The sequence below is a fragment of the Nonomuraea sp. NPDC000554 genome (assembly GCF_040300065.1).
Lineage (GTDB): Bacteria > Actinomycetota > Actinomycetes > Streptosporangiales > Streptosporangiaceae > Nonomuraea.
This window is the reverse complement of record NZ_JBEPDC010000019.1, coordinates 157431-174165: the sequence shown is the minus strand read 5'-3', so window position 1 is coordinate 174165 and position 16735 is coordinate 157431. Positions and strand designations below refer to the sequence as shown.

Genomic DNA, 16735 nt, shown 5'->3' with positions numbered 1-16735 from the left:
GACTGCTGGGATGATCCCGGTATGAGAAGCGTCGAGGCGCAGCTCCTGCACCGCCCGCCGGGGCTCGGGGCGGGGGAGGTCGTCCGCCACCTGCTCGCCCTGCAGGCGCAGGACGTGCCCGCCGCCCACCTCGCCTTCCGCGCCCGCTCCGCCACCCTCACCGTCTCCGACGTGGAGGCCGCCTGGCGGGGACGCGAGATCGTCCGCACCTGGGGGCCGCGCGGCACGCTGCACTTCGTCCACGTCGACGACCTGCCCTGGATGCACGCGCTCACCCGGCGCGAGACGAGCACCCTGCGCCGCCTCCGCCAGGAGGGCGTCACCGGCGACGATCTGCTCCCACTGATCGACCGCGCCCTCACCGGCCAGGGCCCGCTCACCAAGGCGGAGCTGGAGGAGCGGCTGGCGGGCAGGGCGCGCGGGCAGGGTGTCGTCCACCTGGTCGCGCTGGCCGCCTTCCACGGCCTGGCCGTCCTCGGGCCGCTCCGCGCGGGCAAGCCCACCTACGTGCACGCCGCCGACTGGCTGGGCGCGCCCGTGCGGCCCGAACCCGACAGGGAACGCGCGCTGGCGGAGCTGGCCCTGCGCTACCGGCGCGCGCACCAGCCGTCCACCCCCGAGGACCTGGCCGCCTGGTCGGGCCTCTCCCTGGGGGAGGCGCGCGCCGGGTGGCGGCTGAGCGCCGACCCCGGCACCCCCGCCGCCGACGGCCCCGTGGTGCGGCTGGCGCCCGCGTTCGACGAGTACCTGCTCGGCTGGCGCAGCAGGGACCCCATCGTGCCCGCCGGACACGCCCGCGCGGTGTTCCCCGGCGGCGGCATCCTGCGCCCCGTGCTGCTGGTCGACGGCCAGGTGGCGGGCGTGTGGGCGCGCAGGGGCGGCGACGTCACCGTGACCCCCTTCGGGGACCTGCCCCCGGGCCTCCTGGACGACGAGCTCGCGGACGTCCGCCGCTTCCTCGGCCGGCCGCTTCCCGGTTAGCCGTTGCGCGCGACCGCGCCCCTGATGCAGACCGGCTTGGACCAGGCGACCGTGGTCGACTTGGAGATCTGCAGCGGCACGCCGACGAGGAAGCAGTAGCCGGTGTCCGGGTCCAGGCCCGCCACGCGGGCGGAGGTGGCGCCGGGGCCGAGCGAGGTGATCTGCTGCTCGCCCTTCTTGACGGGCGAGCGCTGCAGCACGACCGGGTAGCGGCGGGCGTCGGCGGCCAGCGTCCACCGCAGCTCCACCAGCGCCCCCTGGTCGGACGCCACCTGGACGCGGCGCGGGGCGAACGCGGCGACGGCCCGCTTGTCGATCGGGGCCGTGGGGGCGTCGGCGTCCGGCTGCGCCGAGGCGGCCCGGGACGTCCTGGGATCGGCCTGGTCGGCCTGCTGCCTGGACAGGAACACGGCGAAGCCGGTGCCCGCGAGCGCCACGACCGCGACGGCGGCCCCGACGGCCAGCCGCACCTTCAACCGTCCCGGCCCTCGATGATCGGGCGGCGCGGTCGCGGGCCCGGGAAGGTGAGCGCCGGTCGCGATGCCGCTAGGTGGAGGGGCGGGAAGGTGGGCGCCGGTGGCGACGCCGTTCGGTGGAGGGGCGGGCAGGTGGGCGCCCGTCGCGACGCCGTTCGGAGGGAGGTCGTCACGCTGGCGGCGCGGCACGGTCGACATGGCCGGGCCCGGCCCGGGGTCCTGGCCGACCAGGTCCGTGACCGACAGCCCCAACTCGGCCTGCACGCGCTGCAACCGCAGCGCGAACTCGCGCGCCGTCCCGAAGCGCGCCTCGGGCTGCTTGGCCATCGTCCGCAGGATCATCTCGAACACCACCGGCGGCACGTCGGGCCGGTTGATCGGCGGTGGGTCGCTGCTGAGCACCCGGTACATCAGCGGGGCGATCGAGGGGTCCGTCGGGCTGTGGAAGGCGGGCTGCCCGGCCAGCAGGTGGTAGAGGGTCGAGCCGAGAGAGTAGAGGTCGGTCGCCGCCGAGTGCGGCTGCCCGGTGAGCACCTCGGGGGCGGCGTGCAGCGGGGTGAACGCCTGGCTCGTGGCCGAGATCTCGGCGGCGTCCACCACCCGGGCCACGCCGAAGTCGGCGACAGCGGGCTCGCCGTACCGGGAGATGAGGATGTTCTGCGGCTTGATGTCGCCGTGCAGCACCCCGGCCTCGTGGACGGCGGCCAGCGCGCCCGCCAGCTTGACCCCGGCGCGCAGGACGTCCGGCACCGGCAGCGGGCCCTCCTTGCGGACCTTGTCGCGCAGCGAGCCGTGCTCGAAGAAGTCCATCGCGATGTACGGCCTGCCGGACCGGGTCACCCCGGTGTCGAAGACGGTCACCACGTTCGGGTGGCCGGTCAGCCGCCCGGTCAGCTGCAACTCGCGCTGGAACCTGCGCATGGTGCGCTGGTCGACCCGGTCGACCGACAGCACCTTGAGCGCCACGATCCGGTCGAGGCGCTCCTGATAGGCCCGGTAGACGACGGCGAACCCGCCCTGGCCCGCCTGATCGAGTACCCGGTACCCCGGAGCGTCCTCGGCTGGCAGCACAGCAACCCCCCTTGTCACACCAGTTTAGTGAGAAAGCAGAGCCTTAGAGGGGATTCATGAGGTACGCCCCGCCGGCCACCGAGGCGGCGGCGACCAGCAGGAAGAAGAACACGTAGAAGCCGCCGGGCAGGAACGTCAGCCTGGCGAGCTGGTCGGCGTCGGAGTCGCGGGCCTGCCGCCTGCGCCGCTTGCGCTGTAACTCGATGATCGGCCTGACCCCGCCGAACAGCAGGAACCAGACCGCCACCAGCGCCACGACCTGCTGCACCTTGCTCGGCGCGTACATCGACAGGGCGAACACGGCGCCGCCCGTCGCCAGCAGGATCAGCGCCCCGTACAGGTTGCGGATCAGCAGCAGCATGCACACCAGGAACAGCAGGACGGTCCAGATGAGCAGCGTGATGCGGCCCTGCTCGGTCAGCCAGGCCGCCGCCAGGCCGAGCAGCGAGGGCGCCAGGTACCCGGCGAGCGCGGTGAGCACCATGCCGGGGCCGGTGGGCCTGCCCCTGGTGACGGTCACGCCGGAGGTGTCGGAGTGCAGCCGGATGCCTTCCAGCTTGCGACGGGTGAGCAGCGCCATGAGCGCGTGCCCGCCCTCGTGGGCGATCGTGATCAGCCCCCTGGACAGATGCCAGGTCACGCCGAAGGAGACGATCGCGAGCGCGACGAGTGCCGAGACCACCACGACCCAGGGGTCGGGGTCAGGCTGAACCTTGATCAGGTGGGCCCACAGCTTGTCCATCAAGCAATGAGCCTATCGAGGTAAAGTCACGACCGTGCTCACAGAACATGATTCTGACGCCGACGTGCCCGGCTGGTGGGCGGCGCTCGGGGTGCCGGGCCTGATCGACCTGCACGTCCACTTCCTGCCCGAGCGGATGGAGCGCCGGGTCTGGCACCACTTCGACCACGGCGGGCCGCTGATGGGGGACGGCTGGAAGATCGAGTACCAGTGGCCGGTCGACGAGCGGCTGGCCCGGCTGCGCGAGCTGGGCGTGCGGACCTTCTCCGCCCTCGCTTACGCGCACCGGCCGGACATGGCCGCCGACCTCAACGCCTGGACCCTGGACTTCGCCCGCCGTACACCTGGATGTCTCCCGTCGGCGACCTTCTACCCCGAGCCTGGAGTGGTGGACTACGTCCGGCAGGCGCTGACTGACGGAGCCAGGATCTTCAAGGTGCACCTTCAGGTGGGCGGCTTCGACCCCCGGCTGGAGGAGCTCGACGCCGTCTGGGGCATGCTGGCCGACTCCGGCGTGCCGGTCGTCGTCCACGCCAGTTCGGTGCCGGTGCCCGGGGGCTGCGTCGGCCCCGAGCCGATCGGCGAGGTGCTGCGCAGGCACCCCCGTCTGCGCCTGGTGATCGCGCACCTGGGCATGCCGGAGTACGAGCCGTTCTTCGCGCTGGCCCAGCGGTACGAGCGCGTCGCCCTCGACACCACGATGGCCTTCACCGACTTCTCGCAGCTCCGCATGCCATTTCCCGACACGTTGCGACCTGCCCTGCTTGATCTCGGTCTCGCGGGGAAGGTGGTGCTCGGCAGCGACTTCCCGACCATCCCCTACCCGTACGCGCACCAGCTCCGCGCGCTCGACCGGCTCGATCTGGGTGACGACTGGTTGAGGGCCGTGTGCTGGGGCAACGGCCAGACCATGATCTGATAGAGCAGTGAACGATCGGCACGTAGCGCTCATCAACGACTTTTTCGACGCCCTGGGCCGGGCGGACTTCGCCGCGATGGAACGCTGCTACCACCCGGACGTGAGCTTCAGCGACCCCATCTTCCAGGAGGTGGAGGGCCGCGACCGGGTGATGGCGATGTGGCGGCTCCAGCTGGGGGTGCGCGAGGGCCTCAGGTCCGAGTACCGTGACGTGACAGCCGACGACTTCACCGGCACCGCCCACCGCACGTCCCGCTACACCTTCTCCAGCACCGGACGCGAGGTCGCCAACGAGGTCGACGCGCTGTTCAGGTTCGACGGCGGCCTGATCATCAGGCACCGCGACGATTTCGACTTCAAGCGCTGGTCCAGGCGGGCGCTCGGCAGACCCCACAGCGCGCTGTTCGGCTGGACCCCGATGTGGCGCAAGACGATCCGGGACGGCGCGGCCCGGCAGCTGGACAACCTCCACAAGGCATAGAGGAGGGCGGAGTGGTATGGCACGGATGAAGGGCTTCAGGCGCGACAGCGGCTCCCGCGAGGCGGCGCCCGAACTGTCGATGGACCCGCGCGCCCCCGAAGAGCCGCCGTACCAGCCGACCGTCATCGACAACGCCATCTACCAGGACGGCGAGCGCGTCGACAATCCGGGCTCGCTCGCCGACGCCTTCGAACGGCTCAAGCAGACGCCGGGCAGCATGGCCTGGATCGGGCTCTACCGGCCGAAGGAGTGGGAGCTCAGCAAGCTCGCCGAAGAGTTCGAGCTGCACGAACTGGCGCTCGAGGACGCGATCGTCGGCTCGCAGCGTCCCAAGGCCGACCGGTACGGCGACACGCTGTTCGTCGTGCTGCGCGCCGCCCGCTACCTCGACGACGTCGAGGAGGTCGCCTTCGGCGAACTGCACGTCTTCGTCGGCCCCGACTTCGTGATCACCGTGCGGCACGCCGAGGCTCCCGACCTGCAGAGCGTGCGCAGGCGTATGGAGTCCGACCCCGAGCTGCTGCGGCAGGGCCCGCAGGCCGTGCTGTACGCGATCCTCGACGCCGTGGTCGACGGCTACGCCCCCGTCGTGGCCGGGCTGCAGAAGGACATCGAGGAGATCGAGGCCCAGGTGTTCGGCGGCGACCCGACGGTCTCGCGCCGCGTCTACGAGCTGTCGGGCGAGGTCATCGAGTTCCAGCGGGCCACCGCGCCGCTGGTGCGGATGATCGACGGGTTCATCGCCGGGGCCGCCAAGTACGGCGTCAACGACGAGCTGCAGAGCTACCTGCGGGACGTCGCCGACCACGCGATCACCGTGATGGAGCGGGTGGCCTCCTTCCGCCTGCTGCTCCAGGACATCCTGCTGGTCAACGCGACGATGGTGACCCAGCAGCAGAACGCCGAGATGGCCAGGATGACCGAGGCCAGCATCCGGCAGGGGGAGGAGGTCAAGAAGATCTCCGCCTGGGCGGCCATCCTGTTCGCCCCGACGCTGGTCGGCACCATCTACGGGATGAACTTCGACTTCATGCCCGAGACGCACTGGGTGTTCGGCTACCCGTTCGCCATCCTGCTCATGGCCGCCGTCTGCCTCGTCCTCTACATGGTCTTCAAACGCCGCGACTGGCTCTGACACCCCCGGCGATCAGGCAACCGTGTCCGGGGCCGGCGCTGTGTCGCCTCGGGAACGATCCACAGGTCTATCGCGCCTGGCACAGCCGCGTCGCGCGCAGGGTGACCGGGCCGCCGGGGGTGTGCACGGTGACCAGGTCGCCGTCGGCCGAGACCTCGGGGTCCGCGCTGCCCGGCACGATCAGGGTGAGCAGGCGGGCCGCGTCCGGGGACTCGACGGTCACCGTCTCCTCCGTGCGCAGGTACCCGGGCGAGACCCGGCCGGGCCGCACCGTCTGACCGCCGACGGGCCGCGCCTGCGGGACCGCCAGCTGCAGGAGGCTCACCCGCCAGTCGCCGTCGCCGAGCACCACGACGCCGTCGCACCGCGACACCAGCCGGAGGGACGGGTCGAAGTGCCACAGGCTGCGCATCGTGTGCCCGGCGGGCGCCTCGTCCAGCACCGCCATCAGGTCGGCCCCGTGACTGACCAGCACCTCGCGCGTCCGTCGGACGCCGTAGGCGTCGTCGGCCAGCCGGAACGACTCCCGCGCCGCTTCCACCGTGGAACCGGCCAGCCGGGTCGCCGTGCCCGGCCGGAACTCCGCGCCTGTCACGACGGGGACGTTGTGCGCCTCCGGCGAGCGGGTCCACTCCTGGTAGGCCGTCTTCTCGTAGGAGTGGAACCCGGCCTCCACCAGGATCGGACGGCCGTGCGCGTAGTACGTGACGCCCAGGTGGTCCTCGTGCCCGTGCAACCGCCGCCCGGGGCCGAACCGGATCGAGTAGTACGCCGACCGCGCGTTGCCCCAAGCGGTCCGGCCGAAGACGTAGCCGCCGTCGAACACCCGCACCAGGGGCCCGCCGCCGGGCGGGAAGCCGGTGGGCCGCGTGTCGGCGGGGCTGTCGCCGATGGGCGCCAGGCGGCCGTCGGGCTGGGTGGCGTGGACGACGTACGTCTCGAGCGCGGCGCGCCGGGCGGCCAGCGAGGCGGGCACGTCGGCGCCGCTCGCCTCGATCGCCCGCAGGGCCGCCCCCAGCCGCCGGTGCACGTACAGGCCGTATCTCGGGGCCTGCTCGTGCAGCACGCCCTGCGCGTCGACGGCCAGCTCGGCCGAGCGGGTCATCCGCCGGATCGCCAGGTCCCGCCACCTGTCGCGGCCCAGCCTGCAGCCGACCACCAGCAACGCGATGTCCTGGTCCAGCCCGTGGTTGTGACCCTCCCGGTAGAGCGCGGGATCGGCGAGGACCGCGCCGTGCTCGGCGAGCCCGTCCCACAGGCGAGGGGTGCGCACGTGCGCGCTGAGGCAGACGAGGACGGGCGCGCGCAGCGCCACGGCGTGCTCGGACCACGCCCAGGGGCTGACGTCCCGGCCGCGTCGGGGGTTCGCGCGCAGCCAGTCGTCGATCAGCGCGGCGGCCCGGTCGAGGTGGTCCCGCCGCCCCGACCGCTCGTACTCGGCGACCAGCCGTCCCACCCAGCGCAGCGCGTGCAGGTTCAGCGCCCAGGAGCGGTTGCCGTGCGGGTTCTGCCGCCAGTCGATGTCCGCGTCCGTGCCGAGATCGACCGGCGGCAGGCCCGCGAACGTCACCCGCCCGTCCATGACCTCCGGCACGTTGATGGTGGGGAACTGGTCGGCGAGGCAGATCGCCCGGCCGTTCCGGACACGCCAGAACACGAGGTCGCTCCTGATTTCGGGCGCGCGAAACCCACGCGCGGCGGAAAGGACGTGCGCGGCGGGACCCGCGCGGCGGAAACTGCGGATGTGCGCGGCCGGACCCGCGCGGTGAAAGGCGTTCGATGTGCGGGGGCGGACCCGGGCATGCGGCACGCACGCGCGGCGGCCGGCGCCGACACGGACCTAGCGCGGGCGCGTGGCTCCTATGCCCGTCCGATGGCCTTCACGAAGGCCGCGCGGAACCGGACCGCCCCCGTACGCGCGCCAAGCGGGGTTACGAACCTGCGGGCGGCCCCTTGTCGGTCCATCCGGCCTCAAGGACGAGCTCGACCCGTTCCCCAGGGCCGTCCGGCCCGCCGCTGTCGGTGGACGACAGCACCTGCGAGCTGGCCGGGTCGATGATCAGGGTGCGCTGGACGTCCGGATCGCCGGGCGCGAAGGAGAACGCGTCCCCCTGCCTGCCCCGCTGGTCGGCGCGACTGCCCAGGTAGCGGACGTTCGGCAGGTCGGCGAGCAGCCTGTAGGCGGCGGCGCGCACGCCGGGCGGCGACGGCTTGCTCCACAGCAGGCCGCTGAGCGCGTCGGCCAGGACGCCGTCAGCCGACCCGGCCGGCAGCACCCCGGCCACCCGCTCCTTCAGCGCGCCGGCGTCGGCGGGAAGGCGCTGGATCTGGGCGAAGGTCAGGTCCCGGCCGGCCATGCTGAAGGGCGCCCTGCCGGTGACCTCGGTGATCCTCGGACGCGCCCCCAGAGTCCCCTCGCTGCGCCAGGCCCGCCCGTCCCGGGTCGCCCACAGCTCGCTGATCGTCGTGCCCGACTGCTTCCTGACGTGCCAGTAGCCGTCCCTGGACGCGGGCCCGGACGCGGCCGAGGCGGCCGCCGCCAGCAGGATCGACCGCCCGGAAACCACCTGGTCCGGCGCCCGCCCGCCGGGCAGCACGAGCACCCCCGCGACCAGCGCCGCCGCGAGCCCCGCCAGCGCCACGGACCAGCCCAGCCGCCTGCGCCGGGCCCGGCGCGGCTCGGCCACGAGCAGGTCGCGAACCCTGGCCCGCAACGCCGGATCGGCCTCCGGCCTGCCGTGCAGCTCACGGAGCAGGCCCAGCTCATCCGCGGACGCGGGGTCGCCCCCCATCAGCCGGCCCGGCTCATCCATGATCGGCCTCCTCCAGGGCGAGCATCGGGTTGGCGCCGCCCAGGGCCGCGCGCAGCTTCTTCCTGGCCCGGTTCAGCCGGGACGCCACCGTGCCGTACGGGATGCCCAGCGCCGCGGCGACCTCGTCGTGGCTCAGCCCGGCGAGGGCGACGAGCTGCACGACGTCGCGGTCGCGCTGGTGGAGCTCCGCCAGCGCGGCGGCCAGGCTCGGACGCAGGCTCTGCGCGCTGACCCGCGCGCTCACCCGGTCCTCGTGGCCGGGGGCGTCGAGGTCGGGCCCGTGCCTGCCGAGCGCGCGCAGCGTCCGAGCCTCCTGGCGGCGGTGCTTGCCGACGAGCTTCGTGGCGATCCCGTACAGCCAGGAACGCACGGTGGCGCGGGCCGGGTCGTACTGGGCGCGCTTGCGGAAGGCGATGAGGAAGGTGTCGGCGACGACGTCCTCGGCGCTGTCGGCGCCGAGACGCTGGGCGACGTAGAGGTGGATCTCGCCGAAGTAGGCGTCGAACACGGTGCCGAACGCCTCGGCGTCGTCCAGGCCGTACTGGATGGGCCCGGCGTCCTCAGCGGCCCACGACATCGCCGTCACGATGTTTCCCCCGTCATGTGCAACCCTTCGGACGCGATCAGCGGTCAATCACTTATCTCCCGATCCGCCGGATCACTTTCACGGCGAGTTGAAATCCAAGATTAGGACCGGCGCCCGGTGAGGCGGGCGCGCACAGTTCCCGGCGGAACGCGCCGACGCGAACGTTGCCTGGCGCCGAGCGGACGCCTAGCGTCCGGAGTGTGCGGTTCGGAATCTTCTACGAACACCAGCTGCCCAGGCCGTGGGAGGCCGACAGCGAGCAGCGGCTCTACGCCGACGCGCTCGAGCAGGTCGAACTCGCCGACAGGGTGGGCTTCGACTACGTCTGGGAGGTCGAGCACCACTTCCTGGAGGAGTACTCGCACTCGGCCGCGCCCGAGGTGTTCCTCGCCGCCGCCTCGCAGCGCACCAGGAACATCCGGCTCGGCCACGGCATCGTGCAGCTCCCGCCGCCCGTCAACCACCCGGCGCGGGTCGCCGAGCGGATCGCCACACTCGACCTGGTCTCGGGCGGACGGGTCGACTTCGGCACCGGCGAGGCCAGCTCGGCCGCCGAGCTGGGCGGGTTCGGCGTGGTCCGCGACCGCAAGCGCGACATGTGGCAGGACTCCATCGACGCCGTCACCCGGATGTTCGTGGAGGAGCCGTTCGCCGGATGGGACTCGCCCTACCTGCGGATGCCGCCGCGCAACGTGATCCCGAAGACCGTGCAGAAGCCGCACCCGCCGCTGTGGGTGGCCTGCTCGCGCCGGGAGACCATCCACCTGGCGGCGCGCAACGGGATCGGCGCGCTGTCGTTCGCGTTCATCCACCCGGAGGACGCGGCCGCGTGGTCGCGCGACTACTACCGGCTGCTGGCGTCGGAGGAGTGCGTGCCCGCCGGGTTCGCGGTGAACGCCAACCTCGCCGTCGTGCTGCCGATGATGTGCCACGAGGACGCGGAGGAGGCCCGCCGGAGAGGGGCGATGGGGGCGGGGTTCTTCGCGTACGCGCTGGCGCACTACTACGGGCCGTCCGGGCACCTACCGGGCCACGGCGACATCTGGCGAGATTTCCTGGAACAGGCCCCGGAGCTGCGGGGCGGGGACCCGCTGGGTGGCGCGCTCGGCACGCCACAGCACCTCATCGACCTGATCCGACGCTACGAGGCGGCGGGCGTCGACCAGATGATCTTCGTGTTGCAGGCCGGGCCCAACCGCCACGACCACATCTGCGAGAGCCTGGAGCTGTTCGGCGAGAAGGTCCTGCCGGTCTTCGCCGACGGACGGGAGGAGCGCGAGCGGGCCAGGCGTGACCGGCTCGCCCCGGCCGTCGAATCCGCCCTGGCCAGGCGGGCTCCCGCCAGGACCATGGCCGAGCCGTACCCGATCGACGAGGAGGCGGAGCTCGCCCGGGTCACGCGGCCGCGGGCCCCGGTCCCGGCTCCTGGCGACGTCCTCGCGGCGGCTCGCAGGAACGCCCGGCGGAGCGGGCGGCGGCTGCTGGCCCGGCTCGTGGCGAACCGGACGGACGAGGAACTGGCCCGCTGGTTCGGCCCCGCCGCGCAGCGGCTGCTGTTCACCCTGATGGCCAGGTCGTTCGACCCAGCCAGGGCGGCGGGCTTCCGCGGCCTGATCGAGTTCCGCCTCGGGCCGCGGGCCACGTGGACCGTCGCCATCAGCGGCGACCGCGCCCGCGCCCGTCCCGGACACGCCCGGAACGCGAGGCTGACCCTCTCGATGCCCGCCGCCGACCTGCTCCGCATCCTCGCGGGCACGTCCAACCCGGCGGCGCTCCTCGTGTCGGGACGGCTGAAGGTGACAGGGGACGTCGCGCTGGCCTCCCGAGTCCCGGAGATGTTCGGCGCCCCAAGCCCCTACTGACCCGTGCCGCGTGTCAGCCGAGCAGCTTGCGCGCGGCCTGCTCGATCTCCTCCTCGGACAGGAGCACGAGGTTGGCGGCATCACCGAGCGGGATGAAGCTGTCAGCGGACGTCACCCGGGCGATCGGCCCCGAGAAGCCCGCGTCGACCAGCTCCGCCACGACCCCCTCCGAGACGCCGCCCGAGTGCCGGGTCTCGTCGGCGATCAGCACCTTGCCCGTCAGCTCCGCCGCCCGCAGCAGGTCCTCCACCGGCAGCGGCGACAGCCAGCGCAGGTCCAGCACCCGGCAGCTGTAGCCCTCCTGGGTCAGCTTGACCGCCGCCCGCAGGCTCATCCGCACCCCGTTGCCGAAGGTCACGATCGTCAGGTCGCGCCCGTCGCCGTACGAGCGGGCCCGCCCGATCGGGACGTGCGCCTCCCGCCAGCGCGACGGCGGCACGTACGGCGCGAGCCACTTGCCGTCGCCCTCGTCGAACAGGTCACGCGTGTGGTACAGCGCGATCGGCTCCAGGAACACGCACACCGACCCTTCGGTGCGCGCCGCCGCCAGGCAGGTGCGCAGCATCGCCGAGGCGTCGTCGGGACGCGACGGCGAGGCGATCACCAGACCGGGGATGTCGCGCAGCGCCCCGACCGCGTTGTCGTTGTGGAAGTGGCCGCCGAACCCCTTCTGGTAGGCGTACCCGGCGACCCGCACGACCAGCGGGTTGGTGTAGGAGCCCTGTGAGAAGAACGACAGCGTCGACGCCTCGCCACGGATCTGGTCGAGCGCGTTGTGCAGGTAGGCCAGGTACTGGATCTCCGGCACCGGCAGCAGCCGCGACACGCCGGAGCCGAGGGCCAGGCCCAGGATGGCCTGCTCGTCCAGGAGGGTGTCGAAGACCCGGGTGGCGCCGAAGCGCTTCTGCAGGCCCCGCGTCACGCCGTAGACGCCGCCCTTCTTGGCGACGTCCTCGCCGAAGACCATCATCTCCGGGTACACGGCCAGCGCGTCGGCGAGCGTGCGGTTGATCGACTGGCCGAGCGTCAGCGGCTTCTCGTTCTCGGGCAGCGTGCCGGCGAAGGCCCGGTCCCTGTCAGACGCCTCCGCCGCGACCGGGCTGATCTTGGCGATCATGTCGGCGCTGCGCGGTGCGATCGGCCCCATGACCTGCTCGGCCGAGCGGAGCCGTGGGCTGCGGGTCGTCTCCAGCGCGATGCGCAGCACGTGCTCGCGCGCCGACTCGTACTGCTTGAGCAGGTCGTCCGGCGTGATCAGGCCCGCCTCGACGAGCAGCTGCGCGGTACGCAGGAGCGGGTCGCGCTCCAGGTCGGCGCGGATCTCGCGCTGCGTGCGGTACGCGGACTCGACGTCGGAGCCCGCGTGGCCCATCAGCCGGACCGTGCTCAGGTGCAGGAACGCGGGGGAGCGCCGCTCGCGCACGTGCTGGACGGCCCGCGTCGCCGCGTCGAACGCCTCGGCCAGGTCGCAGCCGTCGGCGGCGAAGTACTCGATGCCCGGACGCCGCGCCGCCGCCTCCACCCACCCCTTGGGCGAGCGGACGCTGATGCCGATGCCGTTGTCCTCGCAGACGAACAGCAGCGGCAGCGCCTGCCCCTGATGGGTGGCGTAGGCGGCCGTGTTGAACCCCGACAGCGCCGTCGCGTGGTTGGTCGAGGCGTCGCCGAAGCTGCACACCGCGATCGCGTCCTCGGGCCAGGGAGAGGGGACGCCCAGCGCGCGGGCGCGCTCGATGGCGAACGCCACGCCCACGGAGCGCGGCAGATGGCTGGCGATCGTCGAGGTCTGCGGGATGATCGCCAGGTCGGGGTGGCCGAACACCTTGTGCCGACCGCCCGCGATCGGCTCCTCCGACGAGGCGGTCAGCCCCAGGAGGACGTCGCGGATGCCCTGCTCGGGCAGCCGGCCCGCCTGCTCGGACCGCGCCAGGTAGAAGGCGCCGGAACGGTAGTGGAGCAGCGCGGGGTCGTCGGGCCTGAGCGCGGCGGCGACGGCCGCGTTGCCCTCGTGCCCGGCGGAGCCGATCGTGTAGAAGCCCTCGTCCTGCTCGCGCAGCCAGCGGGCGGCGATGTCGAGCAGGCGGCTGTCGAGCTGGCTCCGGAACAGGGTGCGACACTGCCCGCCCGTCAGCGAGGTGCCCTCGCGGATCGGCTGACCTGGGTCTCTGGCGACGCCTCCCTTCAGCGTCGCAACGGCCTGGGTGAAGTGAGTCTCAACAGTGTCGCGCGCCACAAGCCCGATTATGTCTCCCAGGAGCCGCCTTCGTCTTCCCGTCGGTGGTGACAGGTTGTCGGGGCCGGTCCGATAGGCCCCGATCCAGGGCCAAATGTAAGGCGAGGCACGGGGCCCCGAGCCTCGCCCGCCGTTCCTACGCCTTCTCGGGAACCTTCGCCCCCAGACTCACCAACATCGCCTTGAGGTCGCCCAAGTCGCCGTCGACCTTGTCGAACTGCTTGTCGATCTTCTCGAAGCGCGCGTCGACCGCTTCGAACCGCTCGTCGATTTTGACGAGCCGTTCGTCGATCTGAGTGAGATGGTCGTCGACCTGCTCGAAGCGTCGGTCGATCTGCTCGAAGCGCTGGTCCACCTGCTCGAAGCGTCGGTCGATCTGCTCGAATCGCTTGTCTACCTGCCTGAACTTCTCGTCCACGGCCATGAACTGCTCAGACATGCTCGCTTCGAGTTCGTTGAAGCGGCCGTCGTGCATGTCCAGCCGGTGGTAGATCTTGTCGATTCGCAGTTCGACCCTCGAGATCTCGCCCTTCACCTGACCCAGCCCTTGGAGGGTGTCGATGCGGAGGGCGTGGATCTGCTCATCGAGCTTGTTCGATCGCTTGTTGATCAGGTCGATGATGTTCTTGCCGACTACGTCAACGCGGTCGTGGAGCGAGGTGAAGCGTTCTGCGACGGTCGTCTCGGGCATGCCGCTCACTGTAGATGACTCGAGGGCTGAGAGCCGGACATGCACGTCGTGAAACTCCGCTTGGGAATCAAGCATGGGATGCTCCTTTTCGACAGGGGGGTTGGCATCCGTATCGGGAAAGCTACCCTCCGTGACTGAAGCGGCGCAGGGGAATGCGAAAACGTGTGCTGGTACGGACGCGGGCATATCCGGACCAGCACGGACGTCTACTCGGCCCGCCTGAACTGGGCGATGCCGACGGCGAGCAGGGCCAGCCCGAGGGCTGCCACCAGGCCGAGTTCCAGTGCCACCGGCACCTGGAAGTCGAACCACCGCACCCCGGGGTTGAGCACCGCGTCGACCGGCGCCGGCACGTCCAGGTGGGAGAAGACCGCCTCGCGCATCGGGTCCACGGCGTACGTCATCGGGTTGACCACCGTCAGGACGTGCAGCCACGAGGGCAGGTTCGCCAGCGGGAACATCGCCCCCGACAGGAACATCATCGGCATGATGGCCATCTGCATCAGCCCGAAGAAGGTCTGCATGTTCTTCATCCGGGCAGCCAGCATGACGCCGAACGCGGTGATCGTGAATGCCGCCAGGAACATCTCCGCCAGCAGCGTGATGATCAGGGTGGGCGAGTAGGGCACCCCCACCAGCCCGGCCATGGCCAGGATGACGACGCCCTGGCCGGTGGCCACGAGCGCGCCGCCCAGGCACTTGCCCACCACGATCGCCCCGCGCGAGACGGGTGCGACGAGCATCTCGCGCAGGAAGCCGAACTCGCGGTCCCACACGATGGAGGCGGCGGAGAACATACCGGTCATGATCACGGTCATCGAGATCATGCCGGGGTACATGAACGTGCGGTAGTCGACCCCGGGGATCGATCCGCGCACCAGTGAGCCCAGCCCCGTCCCCATGACGAAGAGCCAGAGCACCGGCTGGAGCAGCATCGAGAGCATGCGGGTGCGGTCGTTGACGAACCGCAGCATCTCCCTGTGCAGGACTATCTTGATCGCCCGCAGGTCGTGCCCGGTGCTGCGCACGGGCACGCGGACGCCGATCGCCTCCGTCGCCACGTTCATCGCCTCGCCATCGCTCTCATCCACGCCTTGCCGTCGGTGCCGGACTCGGCGTCGCGGATCGTGGAGCCGGTGTAGGACATGAAGACGTCGTCGAGCGAAGGCCGCGAGACGCTCACGGACCTGATCGGCATGCCGAGCTCGGCGAACAGCCTGGGCACGAACTCCTCGCCGGAGGCCACGGCGAACGTCACCGCGCCCTCGTGCACGGCGGCGTCCAGGCCGAACCGGTCGCGCAGCGCCGTGATGGCGGCCTCGTCGTCGCCGGTCTGGATCTGCACGCGGTCCTTGCCGACGCTGGCCTTCAGCCTCTCCGGCGAGTCGATGACGACGATCTCGCCGTGGTCGATGATCGCGATCCGGTCGCAGTACTCGGCCTCGTCCATGTAGTGGGTGGTCATGAAGATGGTGATGTCCTCCATGAGCCGAAGCTGGTTGATGTAACCCCAGATGGCCGCGCGGGTCTGCGGGTCGAGTCCGACCGTCGGCTCGTCCAGGAACAGCACCCTGGGGGAGTGGAGCAGGCCGCGGGCGATCTCCAGCCGTCGTTTCATGCCGCCGGAGAACGTCATGACCTTGGCGTCCTTGCGGTCCCAGAGGGCGACCATCTCCATGACCTGCCTGATGCGGTCGTCCACCGCGCTCTTCGGGACGCCGTACAACTCGGCGTGGAAGCGCAGGTTCTGCTCGGCGCTCAGGTAGCCGTCGAGGGTGGGGTCCTGGAAGACGAGCCCGATGTTCCTGCGCACCTCGTCGCGTTCCTTGACGACGTCGTACCCGGCGACCGTGGCGCTGCCGCCCGTCGGGTTGACGAGCGTGCACAGCATGCTGATCGTGGTGGTCTTTCCGGCGCCGTTCGGGCCGAGGAAGCCGAACACCTCGCCGGGCGCGACCTCGAAGTCGACGCCCTTGACGGCCTCGACCTTCCCGTAGGTCTTCTTCAGAGCCCGGACGGCCACCGCGGTCTCCGCTGCCATCTCAGTCCTCCGCCAGGATCTGGAAGACGGCCTTGCGCGTCTGCTTGAGCAGCTTCTTGGCCTGGGCGACCTGGTGGTCGTTGGCCGTGCGGACGAGGTGCATGCACGCCTCGTTGAGCTGGGCCCAGAGCAGGCGCAGCTCGTGGCGGTCCTCGGGGACCGTGCGGGCCACCTCGTCCCAGGGGGCCTCGCCGTCGAGGTGGCGCAGGGCGTGCTCGCGTCCCGCCTCAGTCAGCCGGTACGTACGGCTCCCGCCTGATTCGTCGCTCCTGACCAGGTCCTCGTCCTCCAGCTGCTGGAGGGCGGGGTAGACCGATCCGGGGCTCGGCCGCCAGACGCCGCGGCTGCGGACCTCGATGTCCTGGATCATCTGGTAGCCGTTCTTGGGCTCCTCGCTGAGCAGGCTCAGCAGCGCCGCCCGCACGTCGCCCCGCCGGATCCTGGGGGCCGCCCCCTCCCACCCGGGCGGGGGCATCGGTGGGAGCGGAGGGCCGGGAGGCGGGGGGAAGTGGTGTGGCGGAACGCCGGGCGGCGCCGGGGGACCTGGTGGGAACGGGTGCTCTTCGTGCCAGATGTGTGGATCGTGCATATTCGCCCCAATCTCTACTATCGAGATAGCTTGACGATATATCTAGATATTTGAGGCAAGCAATCCTTTTGTTGGAAGAGGAGGAGACACGGCCGTGCCCTGCTCGTGGGGCGTC

The 16735-nt window shown here is 71.4% G+C and carries 15 protein-coding genes; 5 read left to right on the top strand and 10 right to left on the bottom strand.

Annotation, left to right across the window (positions count from 1 at the left end; all coding sequences use genetic code 11):
* Positions 1-21: 21 nt before the first annotated feature.
* Positions 22-981, top strand: a complete 960-nt coding sequence (locus tag ABT294_RS32060; protein ID WP_350810038.1) for a winged helix DNA-binding domain-containing protein — start codon at positions 22-24, stop codon at positions 979-981.
* Here ABT294_RS32060 and ABT294_RS32055 read toward each other — a convergent pair.
* A complete protein-coding gene (locus ABT294_RS32055) occupies positions 978-2528 on the bottom strand; it encodes a serine/threonine-protein kinase (RefSeq protein WP_350810037.1) in 1551 nt (516 codons plus the stop codon). The genes ABT294_RS32060 and ABT294_RS32055 overlap by 4 nt on opposite strands.
* Before the next feature lie 43 nt (positions 2529-2571).
* On the bottom strand, positions 2572-3270 hold the full coding sequence (locus ABT294_RS32050; protein WP_350810075.1) for a M50 family metallopeptidase: 699 nt from the start codon (positions 3268-3270) through the stop codon (positions 2572-2574).
* A 34-nt stretch (positions 3271-3304) separates the two neighbouring features.
* Here ABT294_RS32050 and ABT294_RS32045 point away from each other — a divergent pair, with 34 nt between their 5' ends.
* Genes ABT294_RS32045 through ABT294_RS32035 form a run of 3 tightly spaced genes read left to right on the top strand, consistent with a single transcriptional unit; the run spans position 3305 to position 5805 of the window.
* Positions 3305-4189, top strand: coding sequence for an amidohydrolase family protein (locus ABT294_RS32045; RefSeq protein WP_350810036.1), 885 nt, complete (start codon positions 3305-3307; stop codon positions 4187-4189).
* A gap of 7 nt (positions 4190-4196) precedes the next feature.
* Positions 4197-4670 (top strand): nuclear transport factor 2 family protein, encoded by a 474-nt coding sequence (locus ABT294_RS32040; RefSeq protein ID WP_350810035.1) that lies wholly within the window; start codon positions 4197-4199, stop codon positions 4668-4670.
* Between the two features lie 16 nt (positions 4671-4686).
* Positions 4687-5805 (top strand): magnesium and cobalt transport protein CorA, encoded by a 1119-nt coding sequence (locus ABT294_RS32035; protein WP_350810034.1) that lies wholly within the window; start codon positions 4687-4689, stop codon positions 5803-5805.
* Positions 5806-5872: 67 nt separating this feature from the next.
* On the opposite strand, the gene ABT294_RS32030 is transcribed toward ABT294_RS32035, so the two are convergent.
* From ABT294_RS32030 to ABT294_RS32020, 3 genes are all read right to left on the bottom strand, one after another.
* Complete coding sequence (locus ABT294_RS32030; RefSeq protein WP_350810033.1) at positions 5873-7462, bottom strand: heparinase II/III domain-containing protein; 1590 nt, start codon at positions 7460-7462, stop codon at positions 5873-5875.
* Positions 7463-7736: 274 nt separating this feature from the next.
* Entirely contained in the window at positions 7737-8618 is an 882-nt protein-coding gene (locus ABT294_RS32025; RefSeq protein WP_350810032.1) for a CU044_5270 family protein, read from the bottom strand.
* Positions 8611-9195, bottom strand: coding sequence for an RNA polymerase sigma factor (locus tag ABT294_RS32020; RefSeq protein ID WP_350810031.1), 585 nt, complete (start codon positions 9193-9195; stop codon positions 8611-8613). Before ABT294_RS32020 ends, ABT294_RS32025 begins: the two co-directional genes overlap by 8 nt.
* 209 nt (positions 9196-9404) lie before the next feature.
* On the opposite strand from ABT294_RS32020, the gene ABT294_RS32015 reads away from it, so the two are divergent.
* A complete protein-coding gene (locus tag ABT294_RS32015; RefSeq protein ID WP_350810030.1) occupies positions 9405-11066 on the top strand; it encodes an LLM class flavin-dependent oxidoreductase in 1662 nt (553 codons plus the stop codon).
* A 13-nt stretch (positions 11067-11079) separates the two neighbouring features.
* Here the strand turns inward: ABT294_RS32015 and ABT294_RS32010 are convergent, their stop codons facing one another.
* The 5 genes from ABT294_RS32010 to ABT294_RS31990 form a co-directional block, all read right to left on the bottom strand.
* Positions 11080-13299, bottom strand: a complete 2220-nt coding sequence (locus tag ABT294_RS32010) for a dehydrogenase E1 component subunit alpha/beta (RefSeq protein WP_350810029.1) — start codon at positions 13297-13299, stop codon at positions 11080-11082.
* A 136-nt stretch (positions 13300-13435) separates the two neighbouring features.
* Positions 13436-13990, bottom strand: a complete 555-nt coding sequence (locus tag ABT294_RS32005) for a hypothetical protein (RefSeq protein WP_350810028.1) — start codon at positions 13988-13990, stop codon at positions 13436-13438.
* A gap of 206 nt (positions 13991-14196) precedes the next feature.
* Entirely contained in the window at positions 14197-15057 is an 861-nt protein-coding gene (locus ABT294_RS32000; protein WP_350810027.1) for an ABC transporter permease, read from the bottom strand.
* Positions 15054-16031, bottom strand: a complete 978-nt coding sequence (locus ABT294_RS31995) for an ATP-binding cassette domain-containing protein (RefSeq protein ID WP_350810026.1) — start codon at positions 16029-16031, stop codon at positions 15054-15056. Before ABT294_RS31995 ends, ABT294_RS32000 begins: the two co-directional genes overlap by 4 nt.
* Position 16032: 1 nt before the next feature.
* Positions 16033-16506: a PadR family transcriptional regulator gene (locus ABT294_RS31990; RefSeq protein WP_350810025.1), complete on the bottom strand. Its 474-nt coding sequence runs from the start codon at positions 16504-16506 to the stop codon at positions 16033-16035.
* Positions 16507-16735: the final 229 nt, after the last annotated feature.